Raw genomic sequence first — 17562 nt, forward strand, 5'->3', positions numbered from 1 at the left:
GTCCCACTTCCAGTAGGAGAAACCCACAATACTGTGGGAGCCGTTGCGTAAACGAACGACTGAAATAAAAGGAGGAAAACCGCTGAAATGCAGTACTTCGAAATCATGACACAAACCTTTCTTTAACGTTTTTAGGGGATCTCCATTAAAGCGGGAGACCTGGTTGAACTCGCAGGCCTTGATGTCTCCAGAGTCCCAACCGGATTGGAGACCGGATTGGAGACAAATTCGGGGGTACAGGAAACCGTAGCAGGTTGACACGTCAAAGTCCTTAACGATTCCAAAATCACTAGCATGATTTTCACACATCTCCGACTGACTTATTTAAAACAAACGGGTTCTTCACGGATCTCGGTTTAAAGGTCCCTTCCGGTGGAGAGGTCTAGCAGGTCGCATATCTTCAGGCGCACGAACTCTTCGTCCCTGTATCCACAAACTTGACGTTCTAGCCATCCGATCTTGCCGTTGAAACCTTCCTGGCTGGCGCTGTTGATGCCCCCAGAAGCCCAACAAGCCTTCGCCCCGCTTGCGGATCGTCTTGGCCATCCGCTTGAGGCAACGCACCTTGAGGCTCACCTGGCTTCGCAGAAGCTGGTATCGCTTCCCCTTGAGCTCCTTCTTCTGCTCGTCGGCGAACTTGTTCATCGCCTGGCGGTGCAGCGCGTCCACGCGCTCGTTCATCAGCTCTACCACGGGACACGATATCGGCGTCGAGAAAGACCTCGACGAGACACGCGGCGTGGGCGTTGGACATGCCCATGGCAACCTACTTCGATCTGACGTGCCTCGCGCTTTAGCCGGGGCTCGAAGGGCTTGCGCGCGTCCCCGCTCTTGCCTTTGCCCACGAACCGGCCCCTGCCTGTCGCCCTGGACTCTGACCACGGTGATGAACCCGAAACTCCCGCCCAGGTAGACTTCGCCTACGCCCAGGCGGAGCGCCGAACCGACGGCAACCTTGCCGTACTTTCGGGCCAGGCGCCGTTTCACAATCTCCGTGACCGTTTCGCAAGGCAGCCCGGTGACGCGGGCGATGGCGCCGATGGACATTTCCTTGCGAAGTGATACTACCTAGAAAAAAATGGACCAACCCCAAAACCTATAAACCCGTTTTATAAATCAGGGTTTCATTTATTCTCGCCCTACCTCCGGCGATGAGTTCGAGCATATGCGTCCTGTTATCAAGCTGCTGCACCAACGCCACCTGACCGCTTAGATTGTCTTCCGTGACACCTTCGCAACTCCAAACGTCCAAGCTCGCAGGATACACCTCCCATGTGACTTCAGCAGGAACGGGGATCGGTTTGTTTTTTATTTTTCACAGCATGATCCCATGTGAACCGCTCGGGCTGCAACGAGATGATGCCATTGCGAAAAACAAACGGATTGGAGTGGTCGCCCTCTCTTTGAAATCCGCTTAGTGCCCCCTCTAATCTGCGCGCATAGGCCAAGCCATCTTCGCGAACCGAATCCGCGGTTAGAGTCCATTTTTCGGATACAGGTTGCCCATGCAGCCCGACACGTCGAATCGCAGGGCGATAATCGACTGAGGTACCACTCGGCCAGGTGCACGCTCATGTACCCAGAAGAACTCTTTTGTCCGTCAATCAAGATCAATGCGACTCATTTTTCTGGCGCATTTTTTCGACCTTTTCCTTATACTCCTTTATGAAACGATCATCATTTTCCTTATTGTCTCTATAATAGACGCGAACTTCAGAGAGCTTGCGGTACATATCTTCCTGAACAGCGGCATATTCCGGATCTCCATATACGCTGTTCATCTCGGTCGGATCTTTTTCAAGGTCATAAAGCTCCCACTCATCCACATCGTAATAAAAGTGGATCAGCTTATATTGTTTGGTTGCTATACCATAGTGGCGTTTGACCATATGCACTGAAGGATACTCGTAATAATGATAGTAGACGGCGTCGCGAGTCCACTGATCTGTTTGGCCCTTCAACAAAGGGACGAGACTTTCGCCCTGCATATCCTCGTGTTCCTCAACCCCAGCCAGTTCAAGAAAAGTCTGGGCAAAATCGAGATTCTGAACCATTTCATCGCTAGTGCTGCCAGATTTAACTTCCGCTGGCCAACGCATTAGCAATGGGGTTTTAAAGGATTCATTGTACATGAAACGCTTATCAAACCAGCCATGCTCACCCAGGTAAAACCCTTGATCCGAAGTGTAAACAACGACCGTATTTTCAGCTAGACCGGCTTCGTCTAGATAATCCAACACTTCACCAACTCCTTCATCCACCGATGCAATACAGCCCAGATAGTCCTGCATGTAGCGCTGGTATCTCCAGCGCATCAATTCCTCCTGAGACATGCTTGCGTATCGATCGACAAAATCCTGATTGACCATCTCATAGCTAGCATCCCATTTCTCCCTCTGCTCGGGAGTGAAGCGATTCAAATCAACCATCAGCCTTTCGATGTCCCAGCTACGCCCACTGCCAAGGTGAGTATTGGTCGTGACCGGTTCAACTCCCAATTTTTCCATGGTTTCGGGATACAATTTAGAGTCCCCCGCCCAGTGCATGTCGTCCAATAAGTTCATTTCGGCAGTCTTCGCTGCAGTTCCCCTGCCTTCGTAATCATCAAACAAGTTGGCGGGTTCCTTAAACGTTTTTTGGGTGTATTCCTCGTGATGTCGTTGCGCTGGTAGCCATTCCCGATGAGGCGCTTTATGTAGATAAAAAAGCAAAAATGGCTTAGAATCGTCACGCTCTTCCTTCAACCAGTCCAACGTCATGTCTGTAATGATGTCGGTAACATAACCTTGAATCTGAATGCGTCCCTCGTTTTTGGTGATGAAATCCGGATTGTAATAGCTTCCTTGCCCAGGTAAAATGCGAAACTGATCGAAGCCTTTGGGGTTGTTGCCAAAGTGAAGTTTCCCAAAGAGTGCTGTTTGGTAACCCGAATCATGCATCATTTGGGGAAAAGTGATTTGCGAACTGTCAAACGGACTGAGATTGTCGATTTTTCCGTTCAGGTGGGTGTGCTTCCCAGTAAGGATTGTTGCCCTCGAGGGAGCACAAATCGAATTCGTAACACTCGCATTTGAAAATAGGATTCCCTCTTTGGCTATCCGATCGATATTCGGAGTTTCTATCAACCTATTATCATAGGCGCTAATCGCTTGGTATGCGTGATCATCTGACATTATAAACAGAATGTTAGGACGATCGTCCTTACCATGCAGCAATGTAGCCATTGCAAGGCAATTTAATAGGATAATCTGAATATGGAATTTCATAAGTCTATTGTAGGAATATTTTTTAGCCAATGTTAGCCGCAGCGGTAGACATTTTAAGCACTCATTTCAGCCAAAGACACATAGAGATTTTCACGAAGCAGAACTCCAACCAATAAGGCTCTTGAAGCGGTTTAATGTCCAAAATCTGATTACACAGCCATCTCATAGATGTAGTGAATTTTAGATACTTGGGGTGGCTGGCACGCCGAGTCCATCAAGAATCGGCGAGTAAAAACGAGAAAAAAGCCAGCCAAGATCAAACTCAGCATACTCGCTCAGATTTGCAAGTATCATACCTGACACTACCTCACTTTGTTAGACAGCGGTGACCTTTTTGTTTGTTGTGTTCAGTTTCTACATACCTGCCTTGCGGGGTCTAGTCCAAGCTGTTCACAAAAAAGCCCCCCCCCCGGGGGAGAAACGTAGCAATTAAAATCAGCAGTGACGCGCAAGAGATAGAAGAGAGAGACTTAATAAAAGAATTGAGATATATTTAAGCATACTCATAACAGGCCTAATTCGTTCTTCGCACCTACGTGCTTTTATAAAAAAAGCGGCTCAAGACAAAGCCGCTAGTAATATATATTGGCCGCACGGAGCAATCTCTGGCCATCTGAATTTTGCCTCTTACGAGTCCAAACACGAATCGTCCGTCCCAACAGGAACGGACGATTATAGCGAAGAAAACGATTTTCTAGAAATCGAAGGTAGCTGTAAGGAATACCTCACGGCCGCCGTACAGTCGATAGATATCGCTGTGCGTTCCTATACTTTCTGCCGCGTAGGTTCCTTCAAAGGCCTCCACTGGGTTGCGATGAACGGGAAGCAGGATGTTGTCATCGAAAAGGTTCTTCACGTTCAGTTGAAGCTTGACCTTTGTTTCGCCGATTTCGACTGGGTAGCTCACCCAAACATCAGTGAAGAAGGACTCATCCCCGAAAACTGGGCTGTTGGGATCTTGGTACAATCCGCCCGGCACAGTAGGGTCTCCCTTTATTTCATAACCGATTGCCGGAGCATCTTGCCATCTCAAACCAGCACCCAATCCAAGCCCCTTGAACTTGCCATCCTTAAAGCGGTAGCTGTTCACGAGGTTGGCCCGCCATTCGACAAGGTTCTGGGTTAGGGTTCCTTCACCGAGGAGGTGCGTCTTAAACGCTGCGAATCTATTCGTCATAGCGCCTTCAATGGGGTTACCGCCATTACCCAAGAGCTGACCCGCTGGCTGATCGATAATGGCATTCCCTAACCTCAAGAGTTCATCAGCCGCCGTCTGGCCAATCCCAGTTTTCACCGCCTCCTGTTGAGATGCATTGAACGAGATGTTCCATGAATCGGTAATCTGACCAACAAGTTCGAACTCAACTCCTTTTGAGACCACCGACGTAATGTCGCCAACACTTTGGTTGGTGGTTACCGATGGGAGCCCGCCGTTAGGGTCGGGAGTGACCGTCCATCCGATAGATTCCAGAATCCGCGGATCTGGAAGCGGGTAATTAGCCGCTGTAATCTCTGCTGCCGTGTTGTTCTCAACAACCTGTTCCGGAAGCAGCGAAAAGAACTGGTTGTAGAAGCCAACGATGTCAGCGTCTGCGACGTTGTCTTGCGAAGTCTCGTACCAGGTAGCCTTGAAGGTCAGCCTGTCATTAAAGGTAGCTGAAAAGCCGTAGTCAGTCGAAGTCCCCTCTTGGGAGGGGAAAAAGCCGCCGAACGGATTTCTCGTCGGGCTACTGGGTTTGAAGTTCTCTGACTCGTTGTAATGTAGACTGAGGTCGAGAAACTCCGGCAGCAGCTTATCGATAGACTCTGGAGCATGAAGAACAGTCCCAAAACTGAAGGTGTCTTTTTGCTCATCAGTGTCTGGCACATCCGCATAGCCATATCCAGGCGCATTGAGCGAACGGGTTCCGAAGACATCGGGAGTAGGTTGGCCTGGGGCCCACTCTTCGAAACTATCGTCTCTCCATCCCGCCGTAGTGATAAGCGTGTCAAACCAAGACGCCTGCCATGCCAAAGCCAATGATTCTGTAGACGACCTCATCATATCCGCGATATACACAGAATAGTCCCTGTCCGTAAAATAGTTCGACATCGGGAATGTTCCCGTCTGAAGAGTCCTTGTCGCTACGTCCGTGTACGTGATTGTGGACTCTGTACGGTACGGGACGTCATCAAGGATCCCCTCAAGTCCGAGCCCTTCAGGACCGGCGAGGCCGAATAATGGCTCTGATATGTAATGAACGTGAGTGGCACTTAACCCATTTACCACAGTGCCCGAAGCGGCGTTATGACCAGCAGGACCGCTTAGATCCGGACGGTAGGTCTGCATATTGCCTTGGAGTCTCGTCTGCTCTCTATCAGACTTGTCCGCTAGGAAAGTGAAGACGTGATCGCCTAACCACTTGCCATTGTCACCAAGCACCTGCTCGCCCAAGAACTTGGCGTAAGCGGTGAATCGACTGGTCTCGATCTCATCCGTGCGATCCTGCCAGCGTGGTCGGACCGCTATGAACGCCCGGCCAAAACCTGGATTGTCCGAGCCATCAATCAGGTGCGGGGTCAAGTCGATCCCAAGGTTGTTTGAACGAAAGCTAAATCCGCCGAAATTGATGTTGCCGTGGTCGACCGATTGCTTGTCGAACGTCAAATCGAAACCGAGTTGATTCTCGAAGAAACTTTGCTGAAAGGATGCATTGACGGCGTCGAAGTCGAAGGTGCGCCTGTCATTGTTTCCGGTGAGCTTCTCCGTTCTGTAATCGAAAACCGAGCGGTCGAGGATCTGCGTCGTTTGCATCCACGTAGCGTACGGGTTTTTCGCCGTATTTCGGTTGTACCTTGATAGGCCGACCAGAGCCAGGTTCCTCATATTGTAGTTCCCCCGTTTGTTCGCAGCGATGACGTCATACTGCGGATGCTCTGCCGTCACCCTTGGACCGAAGAGCCCTTGACCGGCCGGAAGGGCAATAAAGCCATATGAAGAATCTAGTTCGCCAGGCATGTAGGCACTCGCAGGACCGCGTGGAGGATTGGCCACCAAGAGATCGAAGTAACGGAGATTCTGACCATCGACGGCGATGAAGCCATTGCCCGCCGCCTGACCTGCAGGAACTGTCGGTTGACCAATCTCCCACCAGTAAGAGAACTCGTCTCTCGGAGGCGCTACACTGGGATTGGAACCTTCCCCTTCGCCGGTCTCGTAGCTGGCGACAATCTTTCCGTTTTTCCAAGGGCTATAATCGGCCGTCAGATAGAAGCGCTCCTGATCATTGAAGGCACTCGTCTGTTCGTATTCCTTCTGTTCGGACAAGGCGATCAAGCGCAAAGCGAGCTTATCTTCAATGATTTGCCTTCCCACATCAAGCTCAGTCCTGAGACTGCCAAACTTATCCATCCTAATTTTGAGGCGTGTTCGATCTCCACCCGCTTGAGACAAGGAACGGTCGATGATACCCGCTGGGCTTCCCAAACCGAAGAGTATATTGTTCGCTCCGCGGTTCACGGTGACACGATCCGTATTGTAGGAATCCATTGGTATAATGGACTGGAAGAATCCCCTGGTGTTATCCGCAGCGGCAAGGCCACGGACGCGGGTGGCCGAATTGAGCTCGAGCGTTCCCAAGGTGAAATCCAAGCCCTGACCACTCACGCGGTTAACGGTCAGGTTTCCGCCAAGGCCGCCAACCTCTGCTCCCGTAGCGAACACCAACAGCTCCTCGGCGTTGGTGGCACCAAGATCATCAAGAAACTCCTTGGTGTAAGAGCTCACCGAAGCCGCCACATCCTTGAGGTCCGTCTTGATTCGAGTTCCGGCTAGGGTCGCAGTCGAGCGATAGCCGACGTCCTCTTCGGCTTGCACCACAAAGGGCGAGAGCTCGAAAACATCCTCTTCTTCATCCGCTTCGGGCCCATTTTGGCCAAAAGCAAGCATCGCCGGGCAGACGATGGATAATACAGACAATTTAATTTTGTTCATAGTTTGCTGATATAGTGTTTCGCTGGGGTTGCTTCGTTTCAGCATAGTAAACGTCGACGGGAATCTGAGTCCGTTTTTATGGATCAACTCAAAGAAGCAGTCGGGGTGTACAGCTGAGGGTAATGTCTAGATGGGACATCAACTACTCACTTCATTGATATCCAACAATAGACTTTCTAGATCTTAACAGTAACAGAAGCTCCCCACAGCAGCCTTGATTATTCTAACACCGACTAGCACAATCTTACAACCGCAATGACCGCAATGAATTGAACGCATACAGCAACACACCACCAACCTCTCCTCGAAGGAGCCGCAATTGAAGACTGTAGCGAAAACACTTGCAGAAATTCGGAATACAGTCGCGAGCAATAGATTCGAAAAAAAGGCTCTAGGCGAATTCCGAAAGGGTTTAGTGCGCGTCAGGTCCTTAAGAACAGTCGCTAAAGACCATTCGCTGGGGGCCACAAGCAGAAAGGAAATCCCGGACCACGACTACACAAAACAGTGGCAATTCGACGGATGCCAAACCCTACAACTGGATCGACTGAGGGCACAGAGCCACTACGACTTTACCCGCGACCGCCAAGAGGCAGAGCTGAGCGAAGTCTAATTCCCCAAAAGCGCCGCGGCCTTCGAGGCCACCAGCGGCTCCGCGTGCTCCATCCAAACAGGGATGGACCGGCTGGAGCCCTGCCCCGTCAACCAGTTGAAAAACAATCTCCCAGATAGGCGGGTAGTCATTATAAACAGCCGAAGCGGCGTTTCATCTAGTGCCACATGAGAAGGAGGCAGGACTAGTTCTGTCGTTGGTATCGAATAAGAGCAGAGCTGTTCACTGCTCACGTTTAGACTGTCGGCAACTTGTTGAAGACAGCCTGGAGTCTCGGAGTTGCTCTCGGTTTCTTGGAAGACACGGGAAACGAGAGCGTCGGTGATTCGCATCCGACTTCCTCTACTGATTCGTGGGGAGGTTTTGCGAGTGAGTATGGCGACGAGAGCGGATGTGCCCCAGAAGGGAGAGAATTTGGCAAATCGAAAGGATCGTCTTGGCCTGTAAAAATTTACCACGATCGAGGCGGCGATGCGAAAACTCCTTATCCACCTCAACGGCATCACAAAAGTAGCGGCATACATCGATTGCCCCAAAAACAGTTGCTCTAGGTTTCGATATTGTTTCGGTACTCGGTTGCACTCAGATTGTTGATCCGCTTGAACTGCCTCGCGAAGTAGTTGCTGTCGTTGAATCCAACCTCGAACGCTATGTCTGTGACGCTCATCTGGGTCCCCGCCAGCAATTCCATGCTGAGGCGGATACGAAGATTGATGAGGTAATCCAACGGAGCCATGCCGGTAGCATCCTTGAAGCTTCGGCTGAGCTTTGGTTGTGTGAGATTGGCTAGATCAGACATCTTTTTCAAAGTCCAAGGGGTCTCGGGTTTTTTTTCTATAGCGCTAATTACGGGTTCGATTAATACCAACGCCCCTGCCTTCCTTCCTGAATGTTGGCCGAATTTCCTCGATAGGAACAGAAGCAGATTTATCATGCTGCCTTGATGGAAAGCCTCGTACCCTGGATGTTTCTTCTGTTGCTCAGAATACATGGATTCCAAATTGTTAACGGCATGTGCAAGCTCGGCTGGCGCTAGATTCAGTCGGCTAGAAAATCCATGCTGCTTTCGGTAGCTGGGCTCCAAGGAAAACATTGCTTTGTAACCAGGAACTCTCGCAAGGGAGTCCAGTGGCAAGTTGAGGCCGACGGGGCTGTACATTACATTCATCAACTGCAGATTGTTCTTTTGGAGAAAGCAATGCCTCTGATTGTCCAGAATACAAAACACGTCTCCAGCTGACACTGGATACTGGACTCCCTCAAAGAGATGCATTGCGCTTCCGCCGATTACAACGACCAGTTCAGGGTGGTCGTGGGTGTGACAAATGCCTGTTAGGTCTTCCGGCTCCGTTTCACTATCGTCGTTTTCGGCAATAGCTTTCCCGATGATCATTGGGTGGTGGGGGTGGCTATGCCAAAAATGCATTCCATTGACCATAATGGGAGCATCCATTGGTACGGATGAGGCCTCTGGCACATTTGTTCGGTAGCCCGATGCAGATACAAAACTCATAGGCTCATAAAAAACCGAGCTACTTTCTCTCAAGTAGGTCAAGGACTCAATCTCTTTTTCCTACGACGGAATCCGCCGGGTGCGTTTAGAAGTTATTTGAAAAGCCTAACTTTCGATGAGCTTTTCCTCAAAGATGCACATCATAAGGCAGCGTTAGGAAAGAAAACGCTCCCCATGAACCAGCTAGGCCAAGCGAGCGGGAACTCGCGTCGATGACTAGCAACGCCCAAGACCTTCAGAAGAACCGCCATCAAGCCGAGAGCAAAGTTGTGGAACATATCCTGGGGAATCCGGCAAGATCGCCCTGCAAGGATGGGCTGACGCGGCCAATGCGAACTGCCAGCGGGGAGCCGAACGAGACCGCCCCCCCCCCAGTATCATTTTCTTGTATACTTATTTCTTTTGTCGTGCACCGCCACCACCACCGTAGTAGGGATGTCCATCAAAGACCGTCGTTTCTGGATCCAGCGCACGCGGGTCATTGAGCTTCTTCAGACGTTTTTGCATTTGGCGACGAAGCTTCGCGAGCGCAGCAGCGTACTCGGGATCATCCGCCAGATTGTTCACTTGATCCGGGTCCTTTTCGATCAAATAAAGCTCTTCAGCCGGGCGCTTGGCAAAGCTGAGTTCATAGGCCCGAGCGAACTCTTCATTTTTGTCTCGGTTCTCAATGATGTGATCCGTCATCGGCCCACTATCACAGTCGGCGTACGATTGATTAGGCATGTTTGTATTGCCGTCATCGCCTGGAGTTCCGGCGGGCCAGCGATCCGGAAAGTAGTTCCGGATGTAGAGAAACTCTGGCGTGCGAATACCACGTGAAGGGTACCCGTTCATATTGGGAGCCTCTTGAGCAGGCACGTGTCGTTCTCGACCGAATACAGCAAACGGACGGTTCTTCTTGTTCAAGCGACCCGACTCCTTCGCCCCTAACAACCCAAGGAAACTACTTCCGCTCATCTCCTCCGGAATCGGCGTCTCCGTCACCTCAAGCAAGGTCGGAGCGATGTCGGCAAACGAGACAAAGTCCTCGATCTCACGGCCCGCCCTAATGCCTTCAGGCCACATGACCGCAAACGGGACGCGCACTCCCGAATCGTAGAGATTTCCTTTGCAACGCGGGAATGGCATACCGTGGTCTCCGGTCATAATGATGATCGTATTGTCGAGCAAACCGTGCTTCTCCAAAAGCTCGATCGCACTGCCCACTTTGCGATCCCAGCGCTGAACCTCGAAATAGTAATCCGCCACATCTCGGCGCGCGACATCCGTATCAGGGTAATGGCTGAACAAATGAACCTTCGCCGGATCAATCCCAGAGTTCACCCCAGAATCACGTTCGTATCCACGGTGCGGGTCGGTTGTCGACAACCAGAAAAAGAAAGGCTTCTCTTCCGCGTCAGTCTGATCGAGAAACATCTCAAAGCCATCATACATCGGCCCGGTCGGAAACTCTCCATGCACTTTCCTCCAGGAATCGATCTTCCCCGGGCCCCAAGTCTTCGGTTTGTCACGGCCAACAATGTATCCATTATCCGCTAGCAGATGGATAAAACTCTCGTGCTCGGCGGGCAACGAACTCCAGAGATTGCCTCCCCGTTCTAGCTCCCAATGATACTTGCCAGTGATTATCGCATTGCGACTCGGCGTACAGGACGGGCTGGATACATAAGTTTGGTGAAAAAGTATGCCTTCCCGAGCGATGCGATCGAACGTTGGCGTCTTAACCCCCTCGTCTCCATACGCCCCCGCGTGCGGCCACCCCCAGTCGTCCGCCAAACAGAAGAGAATATTCGGTGTCTCTGCCGCCCAAACAGAAGAAACACAGGCCCAAAATAATCCGATAATCCACGTCTTTTTCATAAATTTTCTAGCCTCCAAAAAACCGACCACAACTCAATTCCCGATTCGCCACGAATGCGAGTGATATCCCAAAAACCAGCGGCAAGCTCAAACCCGACAAACAGGCAATACTCCTTCGCGTCCTGTGGGAACAAACCTTCGAGTGCATTGACGGTACGGATACAATAAAAGTCGACGCGCGTTTCACTGCAGCACCCACCGCGACCTCGAGAAAACGGCTTCCGACCGGCGGTCCTGAGAGAACCCCCGAAACCGGATACCCGTATTACAAAACAGGATACCTTCTCTACATCTTCGAAAACAAGACACCACCGACAACATCAGCGAACCCCTAAGCCAAACCAACGAGATTAGCCAGAGGTAAACTCTCCCTCTACAACCAGCCATTCAATTGAGCGATACGGCCGAAGATACTGATACCGTACCTTCCCTTGAGCTCGCCGTCGTTGTCGATGAACTTCTTGACGAGCGGCAAGGCTGGCTCACCCATCCAGTCGATCACATTGTGAAGCATCCACTCGTTGTTCGTACCTTCGAACAGTAGCCTTTCCAGACAAGCGAGAGCTTTCTTTGTTTTGCCGAGCTTGATCAAGGTCCAAGCCGCCATGATCCGCACTTCGTGCGAATCGTCCTCAAGTGCCTTCTCTAGCGTTTTCCTCACTGGAGAAGCATCTTGCTCCAACAAGTGGATACCGACGACAGCCCACCAACGCATACCTTCGTCAACATCGGACAAAGCATCAACAAATGCATCAAGGTTTCCCTTGTCGCGAGAAAGGGCCCGGTCAGCGGCATCAAGGTAATCCGCGAGCGGATACAGCTTCGGGTCACGGACCATCGCGTAAATGGTGAGTCCGTTTTCGGCAGCCCGTCGTTCTCGCATTTTCTCTGGCAGCAGCCCCGAGTCGTGTAACTCGAGCTGCTTCCTCCGCAGAGCCGCCTTCAATTCCGCGATCTTCGCCTGATGAGCCGGGCTATCGATCAGATTGTACACATTATCAAAGTCAACCTGGTTGTCATAGAATTCCTCCGATACGCGGGGACGGAAGAAGCGTCCGGTGATGTCGTCTGTTTTGCCTTCGCGGTGATGCTGCTCCCAAGCAGCCGTACCCTTCGCCTTCCAAAGATAAGCCAGATGCTGTCCAGCCGGAGCGAAGGGCATGTAATTAATATGGTAGGAGTAGTGCTTGCCACGCATCACCCGCACGTTATCGAGGCGCTCGTCCGCTCGCTCACGAAACGCGAGATGGTATTCAGGCTCGGGTTCGATGCCCTCACCTAGGAACACTGTTCCTTGATACGTATCCGGAATCTCAGCACCGGCGAGACTTAGCCAGGTCTTTGGCATATCGATGAAACTCACCAAACGATCTACCGTGGTTCCAGGCTCCATTCCGGGATACAGGTGCTTGAACCTCTCTGGGATACGGACAATCAGCGGGCAGTGAATACCGCTCGAGTAGACGAAACGCTTGCTTCGGGCCATCACGCCGCCGTGGTCGGAATTGTATATCACGATCGTATCGTCCGCCAATCCGTCCGCTTCCAATGCGGCAAGACATTTGCCGAGTATCTTGTCCATGCGCTCCACCGCATCGGCGTACTTGGCGTAAGTCTTCCGGATTTCGGGTAGATCTGGGTGATACGAGAACAGCTTCATCTTAGCCGGATCGGTTTTCGTGTTCTCCACATCACCATGGGCTCGGCTCTCATGGGATTCGTTAATGTTGTACACGCAAAAGAAGGGCTGTCCCGGCTTTCGCTCGCGCCACCCGTAGATCTCCTTCCCATTTCCGTAATCCCACGGCTCCTTGTCTTCGCGTCCGCCTATATTGTAGTCGGTCTTGCCGGGATTCGAGGTGTGGTAACCAGCTTTTTTCAGCAGATCCGGATAGTAGCGGATTTGGTCGTGCGGGATCTCGTTACGGCTGCGCATCGGCTGCGTTCCGTTGGAAATCCCGTACATGCCGGTAATCCAAACCGAACGCGTGGGAGCACAAACAGCTGCGTTGTCGAAACAGTACTCATAGCGAAACCCTTCATCCGCTAGGCTGTCGATCGCAGGCGTTTGGGCATTGGTTCCACCATAAGCGCTGATCCAATTTATACCGTTATCCTCGCTGGTAATCCAGAGGATGTTCGGTCGCCTTTCCTTTCCCGCAACCGTGAACGCCACGGCAGTCAAAATCATCAGAGTGATCAATCTTTTCATACTACTCAAAAACTCCACTCACCTTAACTGTCCATGCATAAGCGCATGGGGCAGTGGAAGGGGTAACGGCGGGAACTTCGACTTCGATCGCGTCCCCACGCTGCTTCCATTTCAGCTTGCCAGGAAGCCCGAGCAGCGAAACTTCAGCGTCCTTAGCAACCTTGACGCCTTTGATGAGCATCTTGTCCTCCGGATAAACCGGGCAAATCGCATAGAGAGCGTCCCCTTTTTGCGTGAACCACATCTCCTTGGTGGCGAAACCCTCCTGTGGATTCACCGTTAGCTGCATGATGTCGAAACCGGATTTGTACTCCCCGCGCTCCGCATCCTGGATCTTACCCTCGGTCCATTGGCAGCTTTTCTTCCAAGCCTTCGTCCCGTAGATGGCTTCACCATTGATCGCGAGCCAGTCGCCGATCTCCTTCATGCGCTCCTGCTGGATCACTGGAATGCGTCCGTCAGCCGTAGGGCCGATATCGAGCAGGAAGTTCCCTCCGCGACTGACGATGTCCACCAGCATGTAGACGAACTTCTGGCCGGTGTTGTAATCGGCGAGATTCTCGGTACGGCTAAAACCGTAGGAATGAGCCATGCCACGGCTTTCCTCCCAGGCGATACTCGGATCGTTTAGACCGGAACCGTACTCGGTCGTATAGTAGCCGCCGTGGGTGTGACGGCATCCTTTGCCCCAACGGTCGTTGATCACAATCTCATCCTTGCTCGGAGATTCATTGAAAAGCCATGCCAGCATTTCGGTCGAACGCCATGTCGTATCCGGATGTTCCCACTCTCCATCACTGAAGATGACCGAAGGAGCGTACTTGCTCACCACATCCTTAAACTGCGGAATCATATGCTGGTCCACATAAAGATCCACGTCGCTCGCGTAGAGCGGATTGTACCACTCGTAGAGCGAGTAGTAGATGCCCATCTTCATCTCGGTCTTGCGAACAGCAGTGGTGAGTTCACCAAGCAAGTCTCGTCCAGGACCAGTGCCAACGCTATTCCATGGACGCCCCCAAGACCGGTCGGCCTGCTCATTGGGCCAGAGGCAGAAACCGTCATGGTGCTTCGAGGTAAGCACTACGTATTTCGCGCCTGAACTCTCCATGACCTCCGCCCACTGATCCGGATCAAAGAGCTCGGTCTTGAATTCAGTCGCGAAATCTGGATACGTGAACAACGGACCGTAGTTTGCGTCGTGAAAGGCCTTCGTTTCCTTGTACCCTTGCTTCACGCGTTTCTCGTCCACGAGATTCCGCCAATACCATTCCGAATAAAATCCGTTCTTCGAAAAAGACGGCACACTGTAGGGACCCCAATGAATGAAGATCCCAAACTTGGCATCTTTCCACCACTGAGGGGTCTCTCTCGCGTCGAGAGATTGCCAATTCGCTTCGTATACAGGAGCCGCATACGCGTTCAGAGTAAATCCGAACGCCAATACAAACAGGAGCAGTTTCTTCATGAATTTTATAACAATCAGTTCCAGGCACTAGCAGCTAGCTAAAGGTCATTGAACATCAACCGGTTAGAACCAAAAACATCTAAGTCTCTCGTATCGCGTTCCATAAGCAGCTGACGAATAGGGGCTTCGGAAAATATATTCACACTGATCACTTGAAGGATTCGACTCATGCTTTGTTCGATACGCAGGGTCTTATCGGTTGGCATACGCGAGGCTGGCTCGCGTAACCGTTCCGCGAATACCCACCGCGTGGAGCAATTTGGCTTGCGATTCGAGGCAGGCCTCGATGTCGCACAAGCTTTCCCCGCAAGCGAGCTGCGCGGAATACCATGCAAAGGAACTGGTCCTTTGCCGTGAAGCTCCTGCATGCCCGAGGCATGGGATGGTTGGACACGCAACGATCGAACTCCTCGCGTACAATCACATCCGCTATTTGAGAGAAGACGAGACGGCCAGCATCCATGCCCGCCAGTCCCACCAAGGCCAGAATCCGCTGAAATCCAATTCAAACGCGTCACACGCAAGCAAATACCTTTCTCCCTGATATCCATGAGTTTGCAAAACCAAAACCAGTCCCTTAGCTGGACCCTATTGACCTGCAGTATAGATCCGTTGCCCTGGACGAGCCTTAACAATACAAACAACAGTTAGCACGATACCATATTGGCACTATGAATACTTTGGAACTTCGTGGTTGTTTCCCAGGATTGAAATCTGAAGGTGCCGAATTCTATCAGGGAGTTTCCCAAAGGCGATCCAGCATCTTTTTTTCAATTTTCTCCATCGTTTTGCCGTCGAGTTTGTAATAAAGTGGTTACTCCCGATCTGAACAATCTCTCTAAAAGCAATCAGGAACAATCCGATTCCAAACAACGTTGTTCGCATTTAGAACACCGGAGTGTCACTGCATCATCACCGCTAAGCTCGATCAACTCACCTAACCTTTCAGTTAAATCTTCTCCAGCAGACATAAGCGCTTCAAAATCCCTCCGCGATTTTTCACTCCCAACTTCGATTTGGATCAACTGAGCGTACCCAAGAATCTGATTCAGCCGATTAAAAAGGTCATCGCTCAACCGCGCCTGCTTTCCTTGGTTCATCTATACGTTACAATATCTAAAGGTTCAAAACTCAGAAGCGATCACCTAACAACAACCGGCTCTTCCAAACCAAGACTCAAGTACTGCTCTTGTGGTGCCTCACAACGCTCTAGATTCTCTCTGAGAAGCGATAGCATCCTTTTTTCAATGGTGGCCGAACTCAGGGGGTTCGCCTGCTGTGGGTCTTTCTCCAAGTCATAGAGGAGCGTTCTAGAGAAGTCTCCTCTATTTTTGTTCATCTTGAACTTCAAGAGCTGACAGTTCTTGGAAAACGAAAAAGGTTCCACCAGCTCGACACCAACAAACTCCTCTGGTGAATATCGATGACTCATGTGGCATGGCATAAGAGTATAGTGCCCTATCTGCGGCACCGAATCATCACGCCCTCTCATGTAAACGTAACGCCCGTCCGTCACATTAACATGCTTACCATAGTATCCAAAAATCGCTGACTCACGGACCGGGCGATCACTGCTAATAACTTGAGCCAGGTCCTTACCGAGCATATCAGGTCGCAAATCAACCCCATGGTTTCGCAAAATAGTTGGCCCTAAATCGATCGATGGTTGAACGAGAGAGCTCCGACGTTCCCCTTTTATCCTACTTCTCGGGTCCCAGACAAACAATGGCGTATGTGCTATTTCGTTGAATACGGGCATCACATTCTTCAACCAGTTTTCGTGTTCCCCCAATAAAATACCATGGTCCGTCCAAACCACGAACATTGTATCGTCCCACATCTCATACCGATCCAACTCATCCATCACCCGCCCCAAGCTCTCGTCGCACATTCTGATTAGCGCCGAGTAACAAGCTCGGAGGTGTTGAGTTGTCTTCTCATCATAACAATCAGAGCCTACATGAGGCCAATCCGCCACAAGATCCTGCTCCATAGAGTCTTTGTAATCCTCAATGAACCTCTCTGGAACGAAAAATGGCTCATGAGGATCGAAGCACTCTATTTGCAACAACCAATTGTCCGCATCGTGATTCCTTTCAATAAACTCGATTCCTTTATCAATCGTGCGCGTCTGGCAGTGAGTAGACTCGGAGGACATGGCCCCCCTGTTCTTCCAGTCCTGCACGACCAAGCCCTTATTCAAATTCGAATTCTGCGAAGCCGCTGACGATGGCAGCTCAGGACTACCAACAAGGCCGACCCAGGGATCACCCTCCTGCCCACGAACGGACTCCCAGGTTGAGTAGCGGGTGTGGTAGTTCGAACCACCATCCTCCCAATAGTGGTAATGATCACTAACTAAATGTGTGTGCACTCCGCTATTTTTAAGGATTTCCGGAATGGAGTCATCAAATGGCTCCAAGGGTCCCCAATCCCTGTGAAGAAAACCTGGCCGAGCCGTATGAAAATCCCGCCTAGAAGGCATGCACGGCATTGAGCAACAGTAACTGTTGTCAAATGTTGCAGTTACGCTAGCAAGTCGATCGAAGTTCGGAGAATCTATCTCCCCCCCATAAGGTCCGAGATGTCTCCGGTTTAGCGAGTCGAACATCAATACAATGGTCTTCATCCTAGATATCTTGTAACAGCAATTT

Annotated in this window: 10 protein-coding genes; 1 reads left to right on the forward strand and 9 read right to left on the reverse strand. The window is 51.1% G+C overall.

The annotated features are described in order from the left end of the window. Positions 1 to 342: 342 nt before the first annotated feature. From JIN87_RS10145 to JIN87_RS29055, 8 genes are all read right to left on the reverse strand, one after another. Positions 343 to 681, reverse strand: a complete 339-nt coding sequence (locus JIN87_RS10145) for a hypothetical protein (protein WP_200355446.1) — start codon at positions 679 to 681, stop codon at positions 343 to 345. 929 nt (positions 682 to 1610) lie between these two features. Further along, positions 1611 to 3224 (reverse strand): sulfatase family protein, encoded by a 1614-nt coding sequence (locus tag JIN87_RS10150; RefSeq protein ID WP_345780792.1) that lies wholly within the window; start codon positions 3222 to 3224, stop codon positions 1611 to 1613. 736 nt (positions 3225 to 3960) lie between these two features. Next, positions 3961 to 7239, reverse strand: a complete 3279-nt coding sequence (locus JIN87_RS10155) for a TonB-dependent receptor plug domain-containing protein (protein ID WP_200355448.1) — start codon at positions 7237 to 7239, stop codon at positions 3961 to 3963. 1160 nt (positions 7240 to 8399) lie between these two features. Next, entirely contained in the window at positions 8400 to 9245 is an 846-nt protein-coding gene (locus tag JIN87_RS10160; RefSeq protein WP_200355449.1) for a helix-turn-helix domain-containing protein, read from the reverse strand. 513 nt (positions 9246 to 9758) lie between these two features. Further along, positions 9759 to 11228 (reverse strand): sulfatase family protein, encoded by a 1470-nt coding sequence (locus JIN87_RS10165; RefSeq protein WP_200355450.1) that lies wholly within the window; start codon positions 11226 to 11228, stop codon positions 9759 to 9761. Between the two features lie 373 nt (positions 11229 to 11601). After that, positions 11602 to 13440 carry a sulfatase-like hydrolase/transferase gene (locus JIN87_RS10170; protein WP_200355451.1) on the reverse strand — a complete coding sequence of 613 codons (1839 nt, stop codon included), beginning with the start codon at positions 13438 to 13440 and terminating at the stop codon, positions 11602 to 11604. 1 nt (position 13441) lies between these two features. Further along, positions 13442 to 14908, reverse strand: coding sequence for an alpha-L-fucosidase (locus tag JIN87_RS10175; RefSeq protein ID WP_200355452.1), 1467 nt, complete (start codon positions 14906 to 14908; stop codon positions 13442 to 13444). A 166-nt stretch (positions 14909 to 15074) separates the two neighbouring features. Further along, positions 15075 to 15302, reverse strand: a complete 228-nt coding sequence (locus JIN87_RS29055) for a hypothetical protein (protein ID WP_425606330.1) — start codon at positions 15300 to 15302, stop codon at positions 15075 to 15077. Between JIN87_RS29055 and JIN87_RS28175 the strand changes: the two genes are divergently transcribed. Then, the gene (locus tag JIN87_RS28175; RefSeq protein WP_234033340.1) at positions 15195 to 15452 is read left to right on the forward strand and encodes a hypothetical protein; all 258 of its coding nucleotides are present in this window, start codon (positions 15195 to 15197) and stop codon (positions 15450 to 15452) included. The genes JIN87_RS29055 and JIN87_RS28175 overlap by 108 nt on opposite strands. A gap of 597 nt (positions 15453 to 16049) precedes the next feature. Here JIN87_RS28175 and JIN87_RS10185 read toward each other — a convergent pair. Next, entirely contained in the window at positions 16050 to 17537 is a 1488-nt protein-coding gene (locus JIN87_RS10185; RefSeq protein ID WP_200355454.1) for a sulfatase, read from the reverse strand. Positions 17538 to 17562: the final 25 nt, after the last annotated feature.

The organism is Pelagicoccus mobilis (genome assembly GCF_016595505.1).
Lineage (GTDB): Bacteria > Verrucomicrobiota > Verrucomicrobiia > Opitutales > Opitutaceae > Pelagicoccus > Pelagicoccus mobilis.